At 63.5% G+C, this 22,704-nt stretch carries 16 protein-coding genes; 12 read left to right on the top strand and 4 right to left on the bottom strand.

Annotated elements, in window-relative coordinates; genetic code table 11:
• Positions 1 to 10: 10 nt before the first annotated feature.
• Positions 11 to 3,022 (bottom strand): SusC/RagA family TonB-linked outer membrane protein, encoded by a 3,012-nt coding sequence (locus EWM57_RS04610; RefSeq protein WP_129919961.1) that lies wholly within the window; start codon positions 3,020 to 3,022, stop codon positions 11 to 13.
• A gap of 732 nt (positions 3,023 to 3,754) precedes the next feature.
• Here EWM57_RS04610 and EWM57_RS04605 point away from each other — a divergent pair.
• The 12 genes from EWM57_RS04605 (at position 3,755) to EWM57_RS04550 (ending at position 17,146) form a co-directional block, all read left to right on the top strand.
• Complete coding sequence (locus EWM57_RS04605) at positions 3,755 to 5,173, top strand: alpha/beta hydrolase-fold protein (RefSeq protein ID WP_129919960.1); 1,419 nt, start codon at positions 3,755 to 3,757, stop codon at positions 5,171 to 5,173.
• Between the two features lie 382 nt (positions 5,174 to 5,555).
• Positions 5,556 to 7,004 (top strand): anthranilate synthase component I family protein, encoded by a 1,449-nt coding sequence (locus EWM57_RS04600; protein WP_129919959.1) that lies wholly within the window; start codon positions 5,556 to 5,558, stop codon positions 7,002 to 7,004.
• A 33-nt stretch (positions 7,005 to 7,037) separates the two neighbouring features.
• Entirely contained in the window at positions 7,038 to 7,610 is a 573-nt protein-coding gene (locus tag EWM57_RS04595; RefSeq protein ID WP_129919958.1) for an anthranilate synthase component II, read from the top strand.
• Positions 7,611 to 7,719: 109 nt separating this feature from the next.
• Positions 7,720 to 8,709 carry an anthranilate phosphoribosyltransferase gene (gene trpD / locus EWM57_RS04590; protein ID WP_129919957.1) on the top strand — a complete coding sequence of 330 codons (990 nt, stop codon included), beginning with the start codon at positions 7,720 to 7,722 and terminating at the stop codon, positions 8,707 to 8,709.
• A gap of 78 nt (positions 8,710 to 8,787) precedes the next feature.
• Positions 8,788 to 9,615 (top strand): indole-3-glycerol phosphate synthase TrpC, encoded by an 828-nt coding sequence (trpC, locus tag EWM57_RS04585; protein WP_394345392.1) that lies wholly within the window; start codon positions 8,788 to 8,790, stop codon positions 9,613 to 9,615.
• A gap of 28 nt (positions 9,616 to 9,643) precedes the next feature.
• Positions 9,644 to 10,306 carry a phosphoribosylanthranilate isomerase gene (locus EWM57_RS04580; RefSeq protein ID WP_129919955.1) on the top strand — a complete coding sequence of 221 codons (663 nt, stop codon included), beginning with the start codon at positions 9,644 to 9,646 and terminating at the stop codon, positions 10,304 to 10,306.
• 27 nt (positions 10,307 to 10,333) lie between these two features.
• Positions 10,334 to 11,551, top strand: a complete 1,218-nt coding sequence (gene trpB, locus EWM57_RS04575) for a tryptophan synthase subunit beta (protein WP_129919954.1) — start codon at positions 10,334 to 10,336, stop codon at positions 11,549 to 11,551.
• A gap of 5 nt (positions 11,552 to 11,556) precedes the next feature.
• Positions 11,557 to 12,339, top strand: coding sequence for a tryptophan synthase subunit alpha (trpA, locus tag EWM57_RS04570; protein WP_129919953.1), 783 nt, complete (start codon positions 11,557 to 11,559; stop codon positions 12,337 to 12,339).
• 43 nt (positions 12,340 to 12,382) lie between these two features.
• Complete coding sequence (gene aroF, locus EWM57_RS04565; protein ID WP_129919952.1) at positions 12,383 to 13,396, top strand: 3-deoxy-7-phosphoheptulonate synthase; 1,014 nt, start codon at positions 12,383 to 12,385, stop codon at positions 13,394 to 13,396.
• Positions 13,397 to 13,552: 156 nt separating this feature from the next.
• On the top strand, positions 13,553 to 14,872 hold the full coding sequence (locus tag EWM57_RS04560; RefSeq protein ID WP_129919951.1) for a helix-turn-helix domain-containing protein: 1,320 nt from the start codon (positions 13,553 to 13,555) through the stop codon (positions 14,870 to 14,872).
• A gap of 111 nt (positions 14,873 to 14,983) precedes the next feature.
• Positions 14,984 to 16,054: a DoxX family protein gene (locus tag EWM57_RS04555; RefSeq protein ID WP_129919950.1), complete on the top strand. Its 1,071-nt coding sequence runs from the start codon at positions 14,984 to 14,986 to the stop codon at positions 16,052 to 16,054.
• Between the two features lie 357 nt (positions 16,055 to 16,411).
• Complete coding sequence (locus tag EWM57_RS04550; RefSeq protein WP_129919949.1) at positions 16,412 to 17,146, top strand: phenylalanine 4-monooxygenase; 735 nt, start codon at positions 16,412 to 16,414, stop codon at positions 17,144 to 17,146.
• Between the two features lie 106 nt (positions 17,147 to 17,252).
• On the opposite strand, the gene EWM57_RS04545 is transcribed toward EWM57_RS04550, so the two are convergent.
• The 3 genes from EWM57_RS04545 to EWM57_RS04535 all read right to left on the bottom strand — a co-directional run bounded on the left by EWM57_RS04545 (position 17,253) and on the right by EWM57_RS04535 (position 22,686).
• Positions 17,253 to 20,288 (bottom strand): nidogen-like domain-containing protein, encoded by a 3,036-nt coding sequence (locus tag EWM57_RS04545; protein ID WP_129919948.1) that lies wholly within the window; start codon positions 20,286 to 20,288, stop codon positions 17,253 to 17,255.
• Positions 20,289 to 20,692: 404 nt separating this feature from the next.
• A complete protein-coding gene (locus tag EWM57_RS04540) occupies positions 20,693 to 22,054 on the bottom strand; it encodes an ABC1 kinase family protein (protein WP_129919947.1) in 1,362 nt (453 codons plus the stop codon).
• Complete coding sequence (locus EWM57_RS04535) at positions 22,054 to 22,686, bottom strand: TetR/AcrR family transcriptional regulator (RefSeq protein ID WP_129919946.1); 633 nt, start codon at positions 22,684 to 22,686, stop codon at positions 22,054 to 22,056. Before EWM57_RS04535 ends, EWM57_RS04540 begins: the two co-directional genes overlap by 1 nt.
• Positions 22,687 to 22,704: the final 18 nt, after the last annotated feature.

The raw sequence follows: 22,704 nt of genomic DNA, 5'->3' as shown, positions 1-22,704 counted from the left end.
ATGGGAAGTTTTAGAGACCAAAATTGAGGCCTACCGTGAAGGTACGCGGACGGGGGTACAGGTTCTTGTCGAGACCGTTAAAAATCTCGGGGTCAAGGCCTTTGTACTTGGTGACGGTGAATACGTTCTGAACAGCGAAGGTCAGGTGAAGGTTCGTGGACTCCTGGATCAGGCTGCCGAAATCGTAGCCCAGGGTGATGTTATCCATCCGGATGAAGGAGGCATCGTGAACCCAGTAGTCCGACAGGCGCGTCTTTTCGCCGGGGGCGGCAAACTGGCTGTTGAGCAGCTCCGGCGTGGCGTTGCCCAGGAAGGGCTGAGCCTGCAGCACGTTGGTGTAGTAGGAGTTGTTGGACCGGACGTTGTCGTACACGTAGTTCTTCTGGTAGGAGCGCAGCGTGAAGGCCAGCGTGGCCTTGTGAACCGACAGGTTGGAGCTCAGACCGTAGGTGGCCTTGGGAGCCGCCGAGTGGTAGCGGTACAAGTCCTGCTCGTTGATCTGGCCGTCGTTGTTGCGGTCTACGTACTTGTCCAGTACGGGCTTGCCGTTCTCGTACACCTGCTGGTACACGTAGTAGGAGCCGACCGGATAACCGGCGGTGTTTACCTTGATGTTGTTGCCGGTACCGCCGTCGATGCCTTCAAAACGGTTGCCGGGGCCGGCGTTAGCCGATTCCTGACCGAGGTTGGTGATTTTGTTGCGGTTCAGGGTGGCGTTGGCGTTCAGCGTCCAGTTGATGTCGGTGCTGCGTACCACTTGGCCGGTCAGGCCCAGCTCCAAGCCGCGGTTTTCGAGGTTACCGGCGTTGGTGAAGAACTGGTTCGAGAAGTTGGTGCCGGCCCGGGCCGTGATGAGCGCAATCAGATCATTGGTTTTGCGCAGGTACACGTCCACGGTACCCACCAGGCGGTTATCGAGGATGCCATAGTCCAGACCCGCGTTGTAGGTCTTGGTTTCCTCCCACTTGATGTTGGTATCGTAGGGGCTGATGCGCAGCGTGGGGTAGTAGATACCACCGAACTGGTAGCCTACCGTGCTTTCCCCGGGATTGTAGTTAGCCAGCGAGGGGTAGTCATTGCCAACGATATCCTGCTGACCCGTTACGCCGTAGCTGACGCGGAACTTCAGGTCCGAAATCAGCGTGTTGTTGGCCAGGAAGTCCTCGCCCTTCACCCGCCAGGCCGCCGATACGGCTGGGAACAGGCCGTTGCGCACCGACTTGGCAAAGCGGGAAGAAGCGTCGTTCCGCAGCGAGGCCGTCACCAGGTAGCGGTCCTTGTAGTTGTAGTTCAGACGGCCGTAGAACGAGATGAGCACGTTCCGGGAGTAAGCGTCAAAGCCCGACTTGGTCGACACCAGCTGGCCATCAGCCTGGTAAGCCTGCTGGAAGGGCGTGTTGCGGCGGAAATCCTGGTAGGAGTGACCGGCCAGCAGGTCGAGGCGACCCAGGTCGTTGGGCAGCTGCTTGGAGTAATTGAGGTAGAATTCGAGCAGCTTGTTGTCGCGGCTCTGCGAGTAATGGTCGTTTACGCCCTTGCGGTTAATCTCGGAAGCGGCAATGGCCGGTACGAAGGTGGTGCCGTTGCTGCGGGAGATGTCGTAGCCCAGGTTCAGGTTGGCGCGCAGGTCGGTCAGGAAAGGCATCTTGTAATCAAGCTGCACGTTGCCGATGCTCCGTTTGATGGTGCTCCGGTCGCGGCGCTGCTCCAGACGAGCTACCGGGTTGGTCGGGGCCAGGCCCACGAGGCCGCCCGTGGTCGAGGTCAGGTCGAGGGGCTGGTAGTAGCCTCCGTAGGCGGCGTAGCCGGCGCCCGGGGCAAATACTGGCTTGGTCGGGTCGAAGAAGGTTGCGGTACCTACTACACCCTGGTCGGCGTAGTTGTTGTCAACCCAGGAGCCCTTCACGTTCAGGTCCACCTTCAGATTGCCGTCGAGCAGCACCGGAGTGAGGCCCAGCGACACCGAGTTACGCTTCAGGTCGTTGGTTTTGAGCAAGCCCTGCTGGGTGAGGTAGCCCACCGAGGCGCGGTAAGGGAGCTTGCCGGCGCTGCCGGTCACGCTCAGGTTGTTGTCGCTGGTATTGGCGGTGCGGTAAATCTGGTCCTGCCAGTTGGTGTTGGTGCCGGGAAACAGGTTCGCCAGCGCCTTCTGGTCGTCGGTGCCCTTCTCGTTCACGATGGCACGAATCTGGTCGCCCGACAGCACTTCCGTCTGCTTGTAGTTTTTCGAAACTGAGAATTGGGTGTTGAAATTCACCCGGGTCTTCTCGCCCTGCAGGCCTTTTTTGGTCGTAATCAGAATAACGCCGTTCGAGGCGCGCGAGCCGTAGATGGCCGTAGCCGAGGCGTCCTTCAGGACCGTGAAGGTTTCGATGTCGTTGGGGTTCACCAGGCTCAAGGCGCTGGGAGCACCCTTCAGCTCGTTGTTGTCCACTGGCACGCCGTCGATGATGACCAGCGGGTCGTTGCTGGCGTTCAGCGAGGAGCCCCCGCGGATGCGGATGGTGCTGCCCGAGCCGGGCTGGCCGCTGTTGGAGGTAATCTGCACGCCGGCCACTTTGCCGTTGATGAGCTGCTCCGGAGTCGTAATCTGACCCTGCACAAACTCCCGGGAGCTAACCGTGGTGATGGAGCTGGTTACGTCCTGGCGGCGCTGGGTGCCATAGCCCACGACTACGGCCTCGCTGAGCAGGGTGGTGTTTTCGCCGAGCGTGATGCCCGCCACCGTGGCATTCTGGCCCGATACTACCGTCACGGGAATGCGCTGGGAGGTGTAACCTACAAACGACGTGACCAGCGTGTGCGGACCAGCCGGCACGTTCAGGATAGAGAAGGTGCCGTCGGAGTTCGTCGAGTTGCCGAGGCTGGTACCCTCGATCAGGACCGTCACCCCGGGCATGCCTTGGCTTTTCTCATCCACAACCCGCCCGCTCACGGAGCCAGTCTGGGCGAAAGCGCCGGTGAAGCCGGCACAGAAGAACAGCAGCAGAAACAGTAGTTTCGGCAGGTAAGGGTGTTTCATTGAAAAAGGGTTAGATGTGGGAATTAAATACCGAGTGGGCCGGTGATGAAAGGTGGTTGAGAGCAGAAGCGCGGCAGGAGCGAACAGGTTTCCGAAAAACCCGGTTTTTTCATGCTTTACTTTCGTTTTCAGGGCACCTGATGCGTTAATAAACTGCGAAAGATAAAGTTTTAAAAACCACAAAACCAAGGTCGGCTTAATTCCCCGTTTAAATAGCGTTTCGTTGGTTTAGTATAAGGTCCTGATGGAACAATGCAACTAGCAAATAAACAGTGAATTGCGTCTGTTAGGGTGGTGGTGCTTACCCCAAGGGCTAGCAAACCGGAATACTGCCTTTCGGGCCGCTAAGTTAGTGCGTAGTCACCAACCCGGGGGCAGAATACCAACCCAAATACTCGCAGCTGCATTGGAAATGTTATATTTATTGTGGTGGGTGATATGCAACTCCAGGAGCCGTTGGGCTACTAGCTCCAGTGAGGGAGCAAAAGCCCGGAAAACCTGCCCCAGGGCTCTGCCCGGCTGCGTCCGGCGGAAGCAGAAGCCACGGGAGCTACTCAGAAGCGGGTTTTCGCCGTTAGCGGCGCTTAAAGCGGCTTTTAGCGCCGAAAAGTCGGTACCTTGCCGCGCGGCCGGCCCGCTCCGGCGGCCGCGGCACCACCCGCGGGCTGCTGCGGCTCGACGGCGGGTAAATAGCCGCCCACTTTTCTGTCCTACTCTTCCTTTTTCCCACCCATGAAGCAGACTGTCCTTTTCCTGCTAACCTGGCTGACGGCCCTGGCCGCCTCGGCCCAGGTGACGCTCAAGCTCACCAGCGTGCCCGCCAACACGCCCGCCAACGCCGTGCTGTACGTGGCCGGCTCGTTCAACAACTGGAACCCCGGCAACGCGGCCCACGCCCTGACCAAGAATGCCGACGGCACCTACCAGATAACGCTGCCCGCCGGCACCGGCACTATCGAATATAAGTTTACCCGCGGCAGCTGGGCGGCGGTGGAAACCAACGCCACCAACGGGGCGGTGCCCAACCGGACCTACACCTTCGGCACGAGCAGCCTGGTCAACCACACGGTGCTGAACTGGGAAGACCTGGGCGGCAGCGGCGGGGGCTGCCAGAGCACGGCCCTGACGCCCAACGTACAGGTGATGAGCACCAGCTTCCAGATTCCGCAGCTCGGGCGCACCCGCCGCATCTGGCTGTATTTGCCCAACGACTACGCCAGCAACCCCGGTAAGCGCTACCCCGTGCTCTACATGCACGACGGCCAGAACGTATTCGACGCCTGCACCAGCTTTTCGGGGGAGTGGGGCGTGGACGAAACCCTCAAGCAGCTCCAGCAGCAGGGCCTCGACGCCACTGGCTGCATCGTGGTGGCCATCGACAACGACGGCGCCCAGCGCCTGAACGAGTACTCGCCCTGGAACAACCCCCAGTACGGCGGCGGACAGGGCGACCAGTACGTGGATTTTCTGGTCCAGACGCTCAAACCCTATATTGACACCAATTACCGCACCCTCACCGGCCGGGAGTTTACCGGCATTGCCGGCTCCAGCATGGGCGCCCTGATTTCCACCTACGCGGCCCTGAAATATCCGAGCGTGTTCAGCAAAGTGGGCGTGTTTTCGCCGGCTTTCTGGTTTGCCGAGCAGCCCCTGTTTCAGTACGTGCAGCAGCACCCGGCCAACCCCGATACCCGCTTTTACTTCGTGTGCGGCTCGGCCGAAAGCCAGACCATGCTGCCGCTGATGCAATCCATGCGCGACGCCCTGCAAACCGGCGGCGTGCCAGCCCAGAACCTGAGCTTCAACCCCCGCGCCGACGGCCAGCACGCCGAATGGTTCTGGAAGCGAGAGTTTGCGGCGGCCTACCAGTGGCTCTACGCCCCGGCTGCGCCCACCAGCGCCAAGGGCGGGACGCTGGCCCTGGCTTTCAGCGCTTACCCTAATCCGGCCAAGAATGCCCTGACCGTGCAGCTGCCCGAAGCCGTGAAGGATGCCAAGCTCGAAGTGCTGGACTCCACCGGCCGCGTGCAGCTTAAAAGCAAGGTCCGCGCCGGGCAGGTCGTCGACGTGAGCCGCCTGGCCAAGGGCGCGTATTTCCTGCGGTTGACGGCCGGCAAACTCTCCGGTACCCAGTCGTTGCTCAAGGAGTAACAACGCGGCCGCGGCCTTGCGAAAATGGGAGCCAAACCGGCGCGCTGTTGAAAGGTTTTCAACATAAAAACCCAAAAATTGCTTGCGCGGCCAGAAACCGAACCTATCTTTGCAGCGTTAAAGCCCAACAACAACTCGGCTCTGACCTTTCTCCATGACCTTTCACAACGCACAGCAAGCCTGGTGGTGGCCTCTCCGAAACTCCGGACGGGAAAGCCTGTGCGCGTAGGTAGGTCAGTGACATAACCTCGCATCAACTAGCAAGCAAAGCCCGGCCACCCGCCGGGCTTTTTTGTTTTCCGGCCGGTCGGCATCCTCACTTCCCTTTTCGTTTCTGCGCTGCTGCCACCCCGGCGCGGTGCCCGCAACCCGACTTCTCGCCATGCCTACCTTCGAACCCCTGGAGCTCAAAACCCGCCACGTCCGGCTGCTGGCCGACACCGTCACGCCCGTCGGGCTGTACCTGCGCCTGCGCGACCGGTACGACAACTGCCTGCTGCTGGAAAGCTCCGACTACCACGGCCAGCAGAACGCCTTTTCCTACCTGGCCTTCGACCCGCTGGCCCGCTTCCAGGTCAGCCGCGGCGAGCTGACCCTGACCCGGCCCGACGACTCGGTGACGACCGAAACCCTGGCTACGCCCCGCCTGGCCTTGCAGCGCCTGCAGGAGTTTGCCGATTCCTTCCGCACCGCGCCCAGCGAGTTCGACTTTATTACCGGCGGGCTGTTTGGCTACATCGGCTACGAGGGCGTGCAGTACTTCGAGGACCTGACCCTGAACGCGCAGAAGCAGGCCGCGGGCGGCATTCCGGAAATCATGTACGGCACCTACCGCTACGTTATTGCCATCAACCACGTCCGCAACGAGCTGTTCGTGTTTGAGCACACGCCGGCCGCCGAGCCTACCGACGAGGACGGGCTGCGGCAGCTGGTGAATCTGATTCGTAACCCCGTGGTGCCCGAGTTTGGCTTTGGGCTGATGGGGGAGGAGACGACCAACTTCACCGACGAGGAGTTTCTGAAGGTGCTGGCCGCTGGGCAGCAGCATTGCCGCCGCGGCGACGTGTTTCAGATTGTGCTCTCGCGCCGCTTCCAGCAGGGCTTCGTGGGCGACGAGTTCAACGTGTACCGGGCCCTGCGCTCCATCAATCCCTCGCCCTACCTGTTCTACTTCGATTACGGCAACTTCAAGATTTTCGGCTCCTCGCCCGAAACCCAGCTGCTGATCAAGGGCCGCGAGGCCAGTTTGTTCCCCATTGCCGGCACCTTCCGCCGCACCGGCCACGACGCCCAGGATGCCGCCCTGGCCCAGCAGCTGGCCGCCGACCCCAAGGAAAACGCCGAGCACACGATGCTCGTGGACTTGGCCCGCAACGACCTGGCCCGGCACGGCGACAATGTGCGGGTGAAGACATTCCGCGAAATCCAGTTCTATTCCCACGTCATTCACCTCGTCAGCGAAGTGAATGCCACCCTGGCTGCGGAGGCCAACTCCCTGCAGGTGGTGGCCGACACGTTTCCGGCCGGCACGCTCTCGGGGGCGCCCAAGCACCGGGCCATGCAGCTCATCGATGCCCTGGAACCCACCGGCCGCGGCTACTACGGCGGCTGCCTGGGCCACCTGGGCTTCAACGGCGACTTCAACCACGCCATCATGATTCGCTCTTTCCTGAGCACCGCGGGCCAGCTGTACTATCAGGCCGGGGCCGGCGTGGTGGCTGCCTCCGACATCAACTCCGAGCTCCACGAGGTGCACCACAAGCTGGCCGCCCTGCGCAAGGCCCTGCAGGAAGCCGAGCGGGTGGGGGGGAAGCTCACGGCCACCGTGTAATTACCCATTGCTGGATTCGCCCGAACAACTGCCATGAAAATTCTCGTCCTCGACAACTACGACTCCTTTACCTACAACCTCGTGCAGGTGCTGCGGGAGCTGGGCTACGGTGCTGCTACCACCGTGGTGCGCAACGATAAAATCAGCCTCGACGACATCGAGCAGTACGACGCTATCCTGCTTTCGCCCGGACCCGGGGTGCCCTCGGAAGCGGGGCTGATGCCGGACGTTATTCGCCGCTACGCGCCCACCAAACGCATGCTGGGCGTGTGTCTGGGCCACCAGGGCATTGCCGAAGCCTTCGGTGCGGAGCTCTACAACCTGCCCGCCGTGCTCCACGGCATTGCCACCGACGCCGACGTGCTGACTCCCGACGAGCGGCTGTTTCAAGGGCTGCCCGCCCAGTTCAAGGTGGGCCGCTACCATTCCTGGGTGGTCACGCCCGAGTCGGTGCCAGCCGAGCTGGAAGTTACGGCCCAGGATGCCCAGGGCCAGGTGCTGGCCTTCCGTCACCGCCGCTACGACGTGCGCGGGGTGCAGTTTCACCCCGAGTCCATCCTGACCGAACACGGCCACCAGATGCTCAAAAACTGGCTCGAAGGGTAGCCAAACCACAATTGCCTGCCGGCTGGGTGTAAGCCGGAAGGTCCGTAAGGCGGCGGGATTCCAGCGTTGAGTTCCCGCCCGCAGTATTCAGAAAGCCTCATTAGCTCCCGTGAAACAGTTTCTCGCCCCTCTTTTCGACCAACAGACCCTGAGCCGGGACCAAGCCCACGCGGCGCTGTCGCAGCTGGGCCAGGGCGCGGCCAATGCGGCCGAAACCGCCGCCTTCCTGGCTGTGTACCGCATGCGCCCCATCACGGTGCCCGAGCTGGCCGGCTTCCGCGACGCCCTGCTCGACCTCTGCCGCGACCCGCAGCTGGGCACCCACGAGCTGCTCGACATCGTGGGCACCGGCGGCGACGGCAAAGACACGTTCAACATTTCAACCCTGGCCTGCTTCGTGGTGGCTGGGGCGGGGCACAAGGTGGCCAAGCACGGCAACATCGGCGTGTCGTCCATCTGCGGCTCCTCCAACATCCTGGCGCACTTCGGCTACGACTTCGAGGCGTCGTCCGACGCGCTGCGCCGCCAGCTCGACGCGGCCAACATCTGCTTTCTGCACGCCCCGGCCTTTCACCCGGCCATGCGCCACGCCGGCCCGGTGCGCCGGGAGCTGGGCGTGCGCACGTTCTTCAACATTCTGGGTCCGCTCGTGAATCCGGCCCGGCCCACGGCCCAGCTGGCCGGCGTGTTCAGCCTCGAACTGCTGCGTCTGTACCACTACCTGTTTCAGCAGACCAGCACCCGCTACGCCGTCGTGCACGCCCTCGACGGCTACGACGAGGTGTCCCTGACCGGAGCCACCAAAATCGTGTCGGGGCGCGGGGAGCAGCTGGTGCAGCCCGCCGACCTGGGCCTGCCAACCTACGACGCCCGGGAGCTGGCCGGCGGGAGCACCGTGGCCGAGTCGGCAGCCCTGTTTGTGGGGGTGCTCGAGGGCCGCGCCACCGCCGCCCAGCGCGACGTGGTGACGGCCAACGCGGCCCTGGGCATCCAGTGCGTGCAGCCCGAACTCTCGTTTGCCGATGCCCTGGCCCAGGCCCGCGAATCCCTGGATTCGGGCCGGGCCCGCGAAGCTCTGCGCCAGCTGCTGGCCGCCTGAGCCAGCCGAAAAAAAACAGTTACACCACCCGTCCGGCCGCCAAAACCAACAACCGGCCGCCTGGACTTATCACCCCAAATGTCAATGAGCACGCCCACCATTCTCGATACAATCATTGCCCACAAGCGCCGCGAGGTAGCCGAACGCCAGAGCCTGGTGCCGGCCAAGCTACTCGAGCAAAGTCTGCACTTCGGCAGCCAGCCCCTGAGCTTGTGTAAGTACCTGCAGCGCGACGATTTGAGCGGCATCATCGCCGAGTTCAAGCGCAAGTCGCCGAGCAAGGGCGTCATCAACGCCCACGCCCCGGTGGAGCGCACCACGCTGGGCTACATGCAAGCCGGCGCCTCGGCCTTATCGGTGCTGACGGATACCGAGTTTTTCGGCGGCAAAAACGAGGACCTGACCATTGCCCGGCGCTTCAACTTCTGCCCCATTCTGCGCAAGGATTTCGTGGTGGATGAGTACCAGATTCTGGAAGCCAAAAGCCTGGGGGCCGATGCCGTGCTGCTGATTGCGGCCGTGCTCAGCGGGGAAGAAGTGTTGCGCCTGGGCCGGCTGGCCAAAAGCCTGGGCCTGGAAGTGCTGCTCGAAATCCACAGCGCCCAGGAGCTGGACGCCGCCCTGCACCCCGACGCGGTAAGCTTAGTGGGCGTCAACAACCGCAACCTACACGACTTCAGCGTGAGCCTCGACACGAGCGGGGAGCTGGCCCGGCTTATTCCGGCCGAATACGTAAAGGTGACCGAAAGCGGGCTGCGCACGGCTGCCGACATTGAAGCGCTGCGGGCCGTGGGCTACCGGGGCTTTCTTATCGGGGAAACGTTCATGCGCCACAGCCGCCCCGAAAAGGCCTGCGCCGCCCTGGTGCAGCAGCTGCGCGCCACCGAGGCCGTCACGTTGTTATAGCCTCACAAACGCCTACGCACCCAAGCTTATGTCCACTGCCGCCGCTGAAACTGCCGTTCCTGCCCTGCACCTGAAGGTGTGCGGCATGAAGTACGCCGACAACATTGCGGCGGTGGCCGCCCTGGAGCCCGACTTCATGGGCTTCATCTTCTTTCCCGGCTCGCAGCGCTACGTGGGCGACTCCCTCGACCGGCGCCTGCTGGAAAGCCTGCCCGCCACGCTCCGTAAAGTCGGGGTGTTCGTTGACGAAAGCCCCGCCGTTATTCACCGGCAGGCCGTGCGCTACGGTCTGGAGCTGGCCCAGCTGCACGGTCACGAAACCCCCGCCCAGTGCGCGGCCGTGCAGGCCCTGGGCGTGGGCGTTATCAAGGCGTTTGGGGTGGACGCCAGCTTCTCGCTGGAGCAGTTGCGGCCCTACGCGCCCCACTGCGCTTACTTTCTCTTCGACACCAAGGGGCCCCAGCCCGGCGGCAACGGCACGGCGTTTAACTGGGAGCTGCTGCGCGACTACAACCTGCCCGTGCCCTACCTGCTGGCCGGCGGCTTGGGGCTGGAAAATGCCGCTGACCTGCTCCGGCTCGATTTGCCCGGCCTGTACGGCCTCGACCTGAACAGCCGCTTCGAAACCTCCCCGGCCGTGAAAGACCCCGAGCGGCTCCGGCAATTGTTCCGGCTGCTGGGCCGGGCCTGATTCCCTTTCTCTGAACTAAACGACCTCATGGCAACTCTTCCCCCTTCTTCTTCGGCCTACGCGCCCAATGCCCGCGGCTACTACGGCGAGTTTGGCGGCGCTTTTATTCCCGAAATGCTCTATCCCAACGTGGAGGAGCTGCGCCAGAACTACCTAACCATCCTGGCCGACCCAGACTTTCAGCGCGAATACCAGCTGCTGCTGCGCGACTACGTGGGCCGGCCCACGCCGCTGTTTGAAGCCCGGCGCCTGTCGCAGAAGTACAACACCCGCATCTTTCTCAAGCGCGAGGACCTCTGCCACACCGGGGCCCACAAGGTCAACAACACCGTGGGGCAGATTCTGCTAGCCCAGCGCCTGGGCAAAACCCGCATCATCGCCGAAACCGGGGCCGGGCAGCACGGCGTGGCCACGGCCACCGTCTGCGCCCTGATGGGCCTGGAGTGCATCGTCTACATGGGCTCGGTGGACATGGAGCGGCAGCGGCCCAACGTGGAGCGCATGCGCCTGCTGGGCGCGGAGGTGCGCCCGGCCACCAGCGGCAGCCAAACTCTCAAGGATGCCACCAACGAGGCTATCCGGGACTGGATCAGCAACCCCGTTGATACCCACTACATCATCGGCTCGGTGGTGGGCCCGCACCCATACCCCGACCTGGTGGCCCGGCTGCAGTCGGTCATCAGTGAGGAAATGCGCAAGCAGCTGCTGGAAAAAACCGGCTCCGAGCTGCCCGACTACGTGGTGGCCTGCGTGGGTGGGGGCTCCAACGCCGCCGGCGCCTTCTACCACTTCCTCGACGAGCCCGCCGTGCAGCTGGTAGCCGTGGAAGCGGCCGGGCACGGCATTCACTCAGGCCACTCGGCCGCCACCTCGGTGCTGGGCAAGCCGGGCATCATCCACGGCTCGCGCACTCTGCTCATGCAGGATGAGGACGGCCAGATTACCGAGCCGTATTCCCTGTCGGCGGGCCTCGACTATCCCGGCATCGGGCCCCTGCACGCCTTTTTGGGCGCTTCGGGCCGGGCCCGCTTTATCAGCATCGAAGACGAGAAGGCCCTGGCCGCGGTGGCCGAGTGCAGCCGGCTGGAAGGCATCATTCCGGCCCTCGAAACGGCCCACGCCCTGGCTGCCCTGAGCCAGCTCGGCGCCGGCCCCGACGAGGTGGTCGTCATCAACCTCTCGGGCCGCGGCGACAAAGACCTGGAAACCTACCTGAAATACGCCGACCAGCTGCGCCAGTACTAGACGCCATGACCAACCGCATCCACCAAGCCTTTCAGCAGCCGGGCAAAAAGCTGCTCAACGTGTATTTCACCGCCGGCTACCCCACGCTCGACTCCACCGTTCCGGTTTTGCAGGCCCTGACCGCGGCCGGCGCCGACCTAATTGAAATCGGGATGCCCTTTTCCGACCCGCTGGCTGACGGGCCCGTGATTCAGCAAAGCAGCACCGTGGCGTTGCAAAACGGCATGAACCTGCGCGTGCTGTTTGCCCAGCTCCGGGATATCCGCCAGTCGGTGCCCAAAACGCCGATTCTACTCATGGGCTACCTCAACCCGGTGATGCAGTTCGGGGTCGAAAACTTCTGCCGCGAAGCCGCCGCCGTGGGCGTCGACGGGGTCATTCTGCCCGATTTGCCCCTCGACGACTACGTGGCCGAGTACCAGGAAATCTTCCGTCGCCACAACCTGCGACCCGTGTTTCTCATCACCCCCCAGACGGCCCCTGAGCGCATCCGCCGCATCGACGAGCTGACCGACTCGTTTCTCTACCTCGTGTCGGGGCCCGGCACCACCGGCGGGGCCAACACCCAGGCGGCGGGCGTGCAGGAAGCGTATTTCCGGCGCATCGAGGCCATGAACCTGCGCAACCCTCGCCTGATCGGCTTCGGCATCGGCGACCAGGCCTCGTTCCGCCACGCCTGCCAGTACGCCGAGGGCGCCATCATCGGCTCGGCCCTGATCCGGGCCCTCGACGGCGCCGCCGATGCCCCGGCCGCCGCCGCCCACTTCGTACGGTCGGTGCTGGCGTAAGCTGGGCCGCCGCTATTTACTTTTTGAAAATCAACCCAACCCCGTGATAATTCAACTTGATCCTACCATCTCGGAAGCCGCCAAGGCGGACATTCTGAGCCGCATTAACGACCTGAAATACAAGGTCACGGAAGTCAACACCCAGCGGGCCCACTACCTGGTGGCCATTGGTAAGGCCGACATCGACCTGCGCACCATCGGCCAGCTGCCCGGGATTCTGGACATTCACCGCGTATCGGACGAGTACAAGCTCGTGTCGCGCAAGTGGCGGGTGCGCCCCACCGTGCTGGACCTCGGCGACGGGGTTCGCATCGGGGAGGGCAGCCTGAGCATCATGGCTGGGCCGTGCAGCATCGAGAGCGAGGCTCAGATGGAGAAAATCATGCAGCACCTCGTCGACAACGACGTGCGCATCATGCGCGGGGGCGTGTTCAAGCCCCGCTCGTCGCCGTATTCGTTCCGCGGCCTGGGCATGGACGGCCTGAAGCTGTTTCACCAGATGGCCCGGGCCCGCGGCATCAAGATCATCACCGAGGTCATGCAGGTGTCGCAGGTCGAGGAAATGCACGACTACGTGGACGTATTCCAGGTCGGCGCCCGCAACACCCAGAACTTCAACTTGCTCGATGCCCTGGGTGGCGTCGACAAGCCCGTGCTCATCAAGCGCGGCATCTCGGGCACGCTCGAGGAACTGCTCTCGTCGGCCGAGTACGTGTTTTCGGGCGGCAACGAGAAACTGATTCTCTGCGAGCGGGGCATCCGTACTTTTGAAACAGCCTCGCGCAACACCCTGGATTTGAACGCGGTACCGATTCTGAAGGAGAAAACCCATTTGCCCGTTATCGTGGACCCCTCGCACGGCATCGGCATCCGCGACTACGTGGCTCCGATGGCGCTGGCCGGCGTGATGGCCGGGGCCGACGGCATTGTGTACGAAGCCCACGAAAAGCCCGAGGAAGCCGCCTCCGACGGGGCCCAGACCCTGAACTTTGCCGAGTCGGCGCGGCTGGTGCGCAACCTGCGCCGGGTGTACGCCCTGCGTCAGGAGCTCGAATAAAGGCAGTTTCCGGCAGCTACACCGGCCTGCTTCCCACTACGGCCCTTGTCACGCGCTGGCAAGGGCCGTTGGGTTGCCAAAACCTTGCTTACTTGCCCGGGCATCCGGCCCCGGCCGACATCCGGCCACCGCCCCGCGAGTTACGAGCACCGTCCCATGTTCTTCGGCTTTAATATTTACAGTGGCCTGCTACTGCCGTTTTTCGTGCAGGGCGTGGTAGTGAGCGGGGTCCTGGGGGTGCGGGGCTCCCGGCAGCAAACCGCCGCCGACGGCTGGCTGGCCCTGCTGGTGGGGCTGTTCACGCTGCGCCTGACTCAGTGGATGCTGGGCTTCGGCGGCTGGTACGACGCCCACGACGCCCGCACCACGCTCATGTTTTACCTGCCCTTCAACTGGGGGCTGGCAGTAGGGCCGGTGCTGTACCTGTATTTCCGCAGCCTGACCAACCAGGAATTTCGGTTTGAGCGCCGCCACTGGAAGCATTTCGCACCGGCGCTGGCGTATTTGGCCGTCCGCCTGCTCGTGCTGGCCTACGACCTGGGCTGGTGGCGGGGCCTGCGCGGGCAGCCCTTGCCGGCGCACTTCGGCACCAAGGGCCCGCTGATGGCCTGGCTCGACGGGCAGCCTTTTGCCTACGGGGTGGAAGTGCTGGGCTACGTGCTGGTGCTGCTCTACGCCCGCCGCACCCTGCGCGAGTACCGCTCCTACGCCCGCTACCTGAACGACAACTTCTCCGACACCGACCAGATCCGGTTTCGCTGGCTGCGCAACGTGCTCGTGGCCGTGCTCATCGGGACGGGCGTGACGCTGGTATTCAGCTTGATAGACGCGCTGGTTAGCCCCCTGAGCTACTACCAAGCCTGGTACGACTACCTGTTCACGGGCCTGCTGATTTACTACCTGAGCATTGCCGGTCTGCTCACCGGCCACCGCCTGGCCGGTCTGCACTTCCAGCCCGCCGCCGCTGCTGCCGGGGCCGCCGTGACAACCCCGCTGGCGGCATATTCGCCAACTTCCGCTGCCGAAGTACCTGCCGCGCCCGAGCCGGCGGAGCCCACCCGTACCTCGGCTGCCACCGCGCAAACTCTGGCCAAAGCCCCCGCAACAGAGCCGGCGGAAGGGGAGAAGGCCGAGGATGAGCTGGCGCGCTGGACCCGCCGTCTGCGCCGCCACCTCGCCACGGAGCGGCCCTACCTGGCACCCGAACTGACGCTGGGGGAACTGGCCGCCCAGCTGCGCACCAACACGTCCTGGCTGTCGAGGGTAATCAATGCCGGCTGCGGGCAGAACTTCAACGACTTCATCAACGAGTACCGGGTGCAGGAAGCCGAGCGGCGCCTGCGCGACCCGCAGTTTCGCCACTACACGCTGCTGGCCGTGGCGCTGGAATCGGGCTTCAACTCCAAGTCGACCTTCAACCGCGTGTTCAAAAAGCTGCGCGGCCTTACGCCCGGCGAGGTGGCCCGGTCGGGCTAGGGTGCAGCAGGTGCCAAACTATAAAGTGGCACGTCCCAGGCCATAAATCGGGGCGTCTGGGCGCAATGGGCACGGTTCCTTTGGGTATCGTTTCACGTCAACCCCATTGCCATGCCTGCCAAAACCTTCCTGCGCGCCCTGCTGATTGCGCCGTCCGCCGCCTTCTCGTCCCGCTGGGCCGATACCGCCCTGCTGCTGTTTCGCCTGCACCTGGGCTTGTCTATTGCCATCGGCGCCGGCTGGGCCAAGCTGGTCGGGCTCTACACCGCTACCGAGGCCGCCAAGCTCGCCGGCGCCGTGCCCGCCCCCCCCGACTGGTTTGTGCAGCAGGTGGCCGGTTTGGGCTTCACCCAGCCTTCGCCCTATCTATGGGCCTGGCTGGCCTGCTGGGGCGAGTTTGCCGGGGGCCTGCTGCTGGCTCTGGGCTTGCTCACCCGCTGGAGTGCCCTGCAACTGGCGTTTCAGTTTTTCGTGGTGGCCTTTCTGTGGTACGAAGCCCCCGAACCCCTGCTGGGGATGTACTATCAGCAACTGCTGTTCTGGTCTTTCGGGCTGGTGGCCGTGCTCGGCAGTGGCCGTTATTCCCTCGACCATTGGCTGAGCCAGAAACGGCTGCCGCGCGTACCACGGGTGGCCCTGGCGGGTGCCTTGCTGCTGGCGCTGTTAACTGCTCCGGTGGCGGCCCAGGCGCCGGCTACCGTGGCCATGCGGGAGCTAGCGGGGCTGGCTCGCCCGTGGCAGGGGTCTCTCACTTACTTAGACTACCAAACCAAGCGGCCGGTAACGCTGCCCACGGTGCTCAACGGCATGCAGTCGGCCCCGCGGGAGCTGGTGCTCGACTTCATCTACCAAGAGCCCGAGGGCGGGCAGGTGAAAGGCTACGACAAGCTGCAGCTATCCGCCGATGGCCGCCGGATTATTTGGGACGGCACCCCGATGCAGGTAATAAGCCGGCAGCGCGAAGCCGACCGCACCCTGGTACTCGTGCTCGAAGGCCCCGGGCAGGACGATAACCGCGCCTGCCTGATTCGCCGGACCCTGCGGCTCGGAACCCGCCAACTCTCCGTCGTCAAGGAGGTGAAGTACGCCGATTCCGCGGCTTTTCTCACCCGAAACACCTATCGGTTTACCCAAGGCGCGCCCTCAGCGGCAACAGGGGCGGATATTAAATCAGCTAAGTAGTCTATTAGCTATGCCTTGATTTTGAAGGGGTATTCTGAGTATTTAGATAATTGTTCTTGTCAAGTAGTATAAAAATTGAGGGGTGCTAGAAGAGGTAGCTGGTGTTACCTAAATGTTGCCCTGAAATAAACATGCCTTTTCGACATACAACGTATTTTAAATATCTCTATGTTTGCCCTCAGTATGATGATCCAAACCGCAATGTGCATTTGCCTAACCAATACTCGTCCTGTGCAGGACGGAGTCGGGCTGCGTTGCCGTTACGGAAGCTAGGAGCACATGCTACTTACCCTCTGAAATTCAACTGAAGCCCGACTCCTCCCCAGGAGCCGGGCTTTTTTTCTGCTCAAAAACGCCATGTTACAGCAAGAGTATTCCCGCTACACGGCCCAGGACCAGTTGGTCTGGAAAGTATTGTTTGACCGTCAGACGGCCCTGCTGCACAAGCGGGCGGCTTCGGCTTTCGCCCAGGGTTTGGCCAAGGTGGGCTTTCACCGCAACGCCATTCCCGATTTTGCCGAAGTAAGCCAGCGCCTCCACCAAGCCACCGGCTGGCAGCTCGAGCCGGTGTTGGGCACGCTCAACGACGCGGACTTCTTCGGCTTGCTGGCTCAGCGCAAGTTTCCCGCCACGGTTTGGATCCGGTCCATGGCGCAGTTCGACTTCATCGAGGAGCCCGACCTGTTTCACGGCGTGTTCGGGCACGTACCCCTGCTCATGGACAAGGCCTTTGCCGACTTTCTCTACTTTTTGGGTCACGTGGCGGCTCAGCATCTGCACGATGCGCCCGCCCTGGCCCAGTTGGAGCGGCTCTATGGCTTCACGGTCCAGTTTGGGCTGGTGCTCGAAAAAGGAGAAACCCGCATGTACGGGGCCGGTTTGCTGTCCTCGGCGGCCGAAATCCACCATTGCCTCAGCGACACGAGCAAGCGGCAGCCCTTCGACCTGGCCACCGTGCTGCAAACGCCCTACAGTGAGCAGCACCTGCAGGAGCAGTATTTCGTGCTCAACAGCTGGGAGCAGCTCACCGAAAGCGTCGCCGATTTGGCCGCCATTCTTTCCTCGGGCTGGCAGCTGCAGCCTGTTCGGTAAGATGATGAGGAGGAAATAATTTGCCTGATTCTCCAATAAAAAAGCCCCTCGGCATGCGCCGAGGGGCTTTTTTATTATCTGAAACTGTCACAGCACAACACGCTGCTTACTCGATAATCAGGCGCTTCACTATCTGGCCCTGGGCTGTGCTCAGCTGGACCGAGTATACACCCCGGGCCAGGCCGCTCAACGACAGCGCGTGCTGACCGGAACCAGGCGCCGCCAGCGAGTAGGTGCGTACGGTTTGGCCCAGGGAGTTAAGCAGTGTAGCCGTCACGGGGTGCTGGGCCAGCGAAATCGGGAGCAGCAGCAGGGCCTGGTCGTGGGCGGGGTTGGGGTAGAGCTGCACCTGGGGCCCGAGCGCGCCGGGGGCAGCACTCGTCACCTGGCGGGTGCTGAACAGCACCCGGAAGCGCGGCCCGTCGAAGCCGGCACTCAGGCTGAAGCGGTAGGTGGGCTGCTGGGTTAAGTCCGTAACCGTGCCGGTTTGGGTGTCCTGCAGGTAGGCGCGCATTCCGGCGGGCAGATTCAGCAGCCGGGCGGCTTCCAGCGAATACGTACCCGCTACCGTCGCCCACACCCGGACCGGTACGGTTACGTCGGCGCCGGTCAGGGCGGGCAGGCCGCTGATGGACAGGGTTTCGGCGTCGGCCGGCAAAGCCAGTCCGGCGACGGGGCCACTGAGCTTGTAGGCATCAAAGGCCGGGTCGAAGGCGGCAGTAGCGCCTTTTTCAAAGTATACCGTGGCGGCGTCGCGCTGGGTGCCTTGTACCAAGTCGAGCTGCAGCAGGGGCCGGGTTTCGACGGTGGCCGGGCGGCTGAAGTCCGGGTTTAGGTAGCTCGTCAGGCGGGCGGCGTTGGTAAACGAGAGGCTGCCGGCCACGCCCGCCGTGGTAGTGCGCACAAAAAAGCCTTGGCCTACCGCAAGGTAGCGGGCATCCCCCACACCGTTGACGAAGCTGCCGTAGCTGCCCTCGTAGGGCCCCGACGATTTGTACACGTACACGGCGTTATCCAGCCCTGATAAGCCAGCTGCGGCCACGGTCCAGTCGATGGGCGCCGGGTACGGATTGCCCAGCAGGTGCCAGCCTGAGGCGGCCTCGGGGCCTCGGGTGAGGCCGGTGCGGGCAATGGGCCCGGTGGTGAGCGGACCCACAAAATCAACGAGGGCCGCGGCGCCCAGATTCACGGTGTAGCCCACGCCGGGAGCCATAGTTTCGGTGGTAGCGGCCGGCGAAAACCAGCCTTGGTCAAAGGAGCTGCGTGCCCCGCCGATCCGGCTTTCGTTGAAGCCAAACACCGTCGGGTAGGGTAGCACGGCGCCGGGAGTAATGGCTGAGTTGTACGCCGGGTTCAGCACCGGCGCGAAACCAGTCGTGGCCAGGTCGCCCAGGGTCGTGTTGCGGACCGGAGCGGCGTAATGCCGGTAGCCCAGGCCGGGGTTGGCAGGATTGATGTAGCGCTGTACGGTGGCATTGCCGGTGACGGCCGCCGCGCCGTTGTTTACGACCATAGCCGAGCCCGTAGCGTCCGAGAGCAGGGTCAGGGCTTGGGCGTTGGTGGTTAGGTTGCCGTTCAGGGTCAGCAGGCGGCTGACGGCCACAGGTCCGCTCAAGCTGGCGCCGGCCGAGCCCACTTCCAGCGTGCCCACCGTCAGCCGACTGCTGCCCCCCAAACTTTGCGCCGCGGACCCGGCCGTGACGAGCATGCCTTCCCCACTCAGGGGGCCATTGGTGAGTACCGTGCCGTTCACGGTCAGGGTGCCAGGACCGGCCAGGGTCAGGCTGGCCCCGGCGTCAATGGTCAGGCTGTTGACGCTGGCGGCGGCCGACAAAACCGGCATCCGAACGGCGGTGGCCGGGATGGTGACGTTGGTGGAAACGGTCGGGACCACGCTGGTGCTCCAGTTGGCCGGGGCAGTGTACACGCTGCTCACGCTGCCCGTCCACTGGCTGCTCACGGCCGGCGGATTCACGACGACCGTAATGGGAAACTGTTCGGTTTGGGACGGGGCGCCGTCGTCGGTGGCCGTCACCAGAATGGTGGAGGTGCCGATGTTGCAGGCCCCGCCGGTGACGCTTAGATTCAGGGTCGGATTCACGGTGTTGGTCACCGAGTACGACGTGTTGCAGAGGCCGTTGGTGTTCACGGCCAGCCGCACCGTCTGCCCGACTTCGGGGCCCGAAAACTGCGGGGCAATGCTGACGGTTTCACCCTGGTTAACGAAAATTGTGTTGTTGGCCGGTAGGTTGGACGCCACCGGCGGTAGGTTGCCCGGGGCGAAGACGCGGTACGATACGCACCGGCCATCGAGCCAGTTGACCCCGCTCGGATTCACGTTGTCGGGGTGGGAGGCGTCGTTGAGGTTGAAGCGGCCCGTCTGGATGAAGTCGATGCCGTTGCCCCGGTTGGCGCCCACCGTGGCTGGAGCCCCGCCGAAGCCATTGACGCCCTGGGAAGCGCTACCCGTGGTCCACTGCATGTCGCCGTAGGAAAACGACACGTCGTCGGTAACGATGTCGGCCCGGTTGGCCCGCAGCACAATCTGGAAAGTGTTTTTCTTGTCGGTGGCCGCGTTGTAGTAGCCCACGCGGTTCCAGGTCACCACCAGCCGGTTCTCGTAGAGCTTGTACCAAATGCTGCCGCTGCTGGCCGGGTTCGTATCCACGTCGGCCCAGAAGGCGGCCACCATGGGCGTCGAAATCGGGAAGCCCGAGGCCGAAAACGCCTGCAGGGGGCTCGTAAACGTGAGGTTGCCGTTGGTATTGATGTAAACCGAAGTGTAGGGCGTGCCAAACAGCGTGAAGGTGAAGCCCAGATTGATTGGGCCCAGGGAGCCGTCGTCGTTGCGCGGCACCTGGGTGTAGCCGCCCACGGCCGGAATCGACACCGAGTCGAGGGGCTCGAAGCAGGCGGGCAGGGGCCCGGTGCTGGCGGGAAGCAGTTCCGGCGTCGGAGCCGCGAGGCGGTGCGCGGCGCTGAGTTGGCGCTTGCGGGCGGCGTAGGTCGGGTCGGACAACGCCGGGTCATGCACCCGGGGCGGCGCCGACGGCGCCTGGGCGCGGGTATAGGAAATGGTGCAGGCCGCCAGCCAGACTGTGGTAAGAAACCGGGGTAACAGGGTAGAGTAGAAGTTGGGCATACGCTACAGAAAGTAAGAATCAGAGGGGCAAATACAGGAGCAACGGCGAAACGCCAGCAGCGGCAGCTTGCCGTATCGGGCATTTTTTCGCCGCCAAGTAAACAGGTTAAAAAGGCGTGGCTACTGCCTTCAAATTACTGTGCCGATGGCGGGAGCACAGAGCTGGCTTGGGTAGGAAATAGTCAGGTAAGCGGGTGTGGAATAGGTGACTTCAGGGGTAAATCTATCAGAGTTTCAGCAGAGTTGAAAGCCGGGAGTAGCACAAAAAAAAGCTCAGCTATAACAATAGCTGAGCTTAGGGGTGATCAGGGTTCCGGCTGGGCGCGGCGGGCTGCGTCGAAACGAAGCCGCGGTAAACCAGATGCTACAACCATGGCCTCAGAAGGCAGTTGGCGCCCGCGGGCTTATCGGGCGCCGGTCTGTACCACGGCGCCGAGTTCCGTGAGCAGGGCGTAGAGGCCCACGTAGGTGCGGTTGAGGTAAATAAAATGCTCTGAGCCCCGGGGTTCGCGCTGCTGGCGTAGCTCGGGCTGCTGCAAAAGGTCGTCGCCGAGGGCATAGAGAGCCTGCATGTAGGCGGGGTCGCCGAAGTCGAAAGTGGGCTGGCGAAACGGGCGGCCTACCAGCTCGAGCGAGGCCTGCATGGTGCGCAGGTAAAAGGCGCGACGCGCGGGGGAATCGTCGGGCCGCAGCACGCCAGCCTGGGTGAGTAGATCCGCCAGCCGGGTTTCGTCGGCCAGGGTTTCGGTCGTGAGCAGGGCCGTAAACAGCGCGTAGACGTCGGCCGGAATTTCCTTCACGCAGCCAAAGTCGAGCACGCCCACGGTGCCGCCCGCGTCGGAGCGGAGCAGGAAGTTGCCGGGGTGGGGGTCGGCGTGCACCTGCCGGAGCGTGTGCATCTGGAAGGCGTAGAAATCCCATAAAGCCTGCCCAAGCTGGTTGCGCACGGCCTGACTGGGCTCGGTGAGCAGAAATTCCTTCAGGTGTTGACCCGCCAGCCAGTCCATGGTCAGGATGCGGGCCGCCGACAGCTCGGGGTAGTAGCGGGCAAACTCCAGGTGGGGCAAATGGGCGCAGCGGGCCCCGATGTCGGTGCCACGCTGCAGCTCCAGGACGTAGTTGGTTTCTTCGAGCAGGCGGGTTTCTACCTCCTCCAGATAGGGCCGCACCTGGGCTTCACTGAGCCCCATCACCCGCAGGGCAATGGGCTTCACGAGCCGGATGTCGGAGCGGATGCTGTCGGCCACGCCGGGGTACTGCACTTTCACGGCCAGGAGCTGCCCGTCTTTGCGGGCCTGGTGCACCTGCCCGATGCTAGCCGCCTGCCGGGCCTGCAGGTCAAACTCATCGAACAATGCGAAGGGCGACTTGCCAAAGGCCGTCTGGAACGCCTTGACCACCAGCGGGCCCGACAAAGGCGGAGTTTGGTACTGGGCCTGAGCAAATTGGTCGGCGTAGGCCGTGGGCAGCAGGTTTTTCTCCATGGCCAGCATCTGCGCCACCTTCAGCACCGAGCCCTTCATTTCGCTTAGCGCCCCGTATAGCTCGGCCGCGTTGGCCTGGTGCAGGTCGGCGGAGCTGCTGTCGGCGCCCACCGAGCGGCGGGCGTAGTGCTTCACGTAGTTGGCGCCGACTTTCAGGCCGGTTTTGGCGAAGCGGGCCGCCCGGGCCACTTTGGTGGTCGGCAGCGAATCCAGCGAGGACGCGGGGGCCCCGGCGGCCGCCGATGGGGGTAGCGGAGCAGGCAGTTCGGGTTCTTCCGGCATCAGCGGCGACGAATCAGGAAGCGGGCAAAGTCCAGGGCCGAATCCAGAGAGTTGCGGCCCACTAGGTCGAAACTCAGCGTCACGGCCTTTTCCACGGCGGCGTCGGTGCGCTCGAAGTTGAGCGAGTCGTCCTTGGCAAAGAAGCCCAGCACAAACAGCGCCTGAGCCCAGAAAAAGCGCGGGTACTGGCCCTGCACCAGCGGGCGGGAGGCCACTTCCTCGGTATGGCGGCCTTCGCGCAGCAACTCTTCCACAAACTGCTCGAAGTCCTGGCGGAAGTCGTCGAGCACCCGGGGCGTGAGGCCGGGCACCGCGGGCAAGTACGTCCGCAACGACCACAGGGCGTAGCTGCGGTGCTGCTTCAGGATTTCGAGCAGGGTAAAGTAAAACGCCAGCAGCTTCTCGCGGGCCCCGTAGGTAGCCCACACCGGCTCCTGGGCCGCCCGCGCCCGGGCGTCGCGCCCGAAGTCGGCCCAGATATCCCGGTCGATGGCGTCGAAAGTGGCGTAGTAGCGGTAGAAATCAGCCTCGGGAAGGCCCAGCTTCTGGGTCAGCTTATATACCGAAGCCGGGGCCGCGCCTTTGCGCAGCACGTGGTCGAGGTAAGCCTGTTTGATGCGCTCTTTTTCCATGCTTCTATAACCGGCAGA

Origin of the sequence: Hymenobacter persicinus (assembly GCF_004167665.1) — a bacterium.
Classification (GTDB): Bacteria; Bacteroidota; Bacteroidia; order Cytophagales; family Hymenobacteraceae; genus Hymenobacter; species Hymenobacter persicinus.
Note: the sequence above shows the minus strand (reverse complement) of the source record. Positions and strands in the feature narration are given on the sequence as shown.

Excerpts from the sequence above, each read along its gene's own strand:
- EWM57_RS04610 (WP_129919961.1), bottom strand. The coding sequence starts at position 3,022 with ATGAAACACCCTTACCTGCCGAAACTACTGTTTCTGCTGCTGTTCTTC.
- EWM57_RS04605 (WP_129919960.1), top strand. The coding sequence starts at position 3,755 with ATGAAGCAGACTGTCCTTTTCCTGCTAACCTGGCTGACGGCCCTGGCC.
- EWM57_RS04600 (WP_129919959.1), top strand. The coding sequence starts at position 5,556 with ATGCCTACCTTCGAACCCCTGGAGCTCAAAACCCGCCACGTCCGGCTG.
- EWM57_RS04595 (WP_129919958.1), top strand. The coding sequence starts at position 7,038 with ATGAAAATTCTCGTCCTCGACAACTACGACTCCTTTACCTACAACCTC.
- trpC (WP_394345392.1), top strand. The coding sequence starts at position 8,788 with ATGTCAATGAGCACGCCCACCATTCTCGATACAATCATTGCCCACAAG.
- EWM57_RS04580 (WP_129919955.1), top strand. The coding sequence starts at position 9,644 with ATGTCCACTGCCGCCGCTGAAACTGCCGTTCCTGCCCTGCACCTGAAG.
- trpB (WP_129919954.1), top strand. The coding sequence starts at position 10,334 with ATGGCAACTCTTCCCCCTTCTTCTTCGGCCTACGCGCCCAATGCCCGC.
- trpA (WP_129919953.1), top strand. The coding sequence starts at position 11,557 with ATGACCAACCGCATCCACCAAGCCTTTCAGCAGCCGGGCAAAAAGCTG.
- EWM57_RS04560 (WP_129919951.1), top strand. The coding sequence starts at position 13,553 with ATGTTCTTCGGCTTTAATATTTACAGTGGCCTGCTACTGCCGTTTTTC.
- EWM57_RS04555 (WP_129919950.1), top strand. The coding sequence starts at position 14,984 with ATGCCTGCCAAAACCTTCCTGCGCGCCCTGCTGATTGCGCCGTCCGCC.
- EWM57_RS04550 (WP_129919949.1), top strand. The coding sequence starts at position 16,412 with ATGTTACAGCAAGAGTATTCCCGCTACACGGCCCAGGACCAGTTGGTC.
- EWM57_RS04545 (WP_129919948.1), bottom strand. The coding sequence starts at position 20,288 with ATGCCCAACTTCTACTCTACCCTGTTACCCCGGTTTCTTACCACAGTC.
- EWM57_RS04540 (WP_129919947.1), bottom strand. The coding sequence starts at position 22,054 with ATGCCGGAAGAACCCGAACTGCCTGCTCCGCTACCCCCATCGGCGGCC.
- EWM57_RS04535 (WP_129919946.1), bottom strand. The coding sequence starts at position 22,686 with ATGGAAAAAGAGCGCATCAAACAGGCTTACCTCGACCACGTGCTGCGC.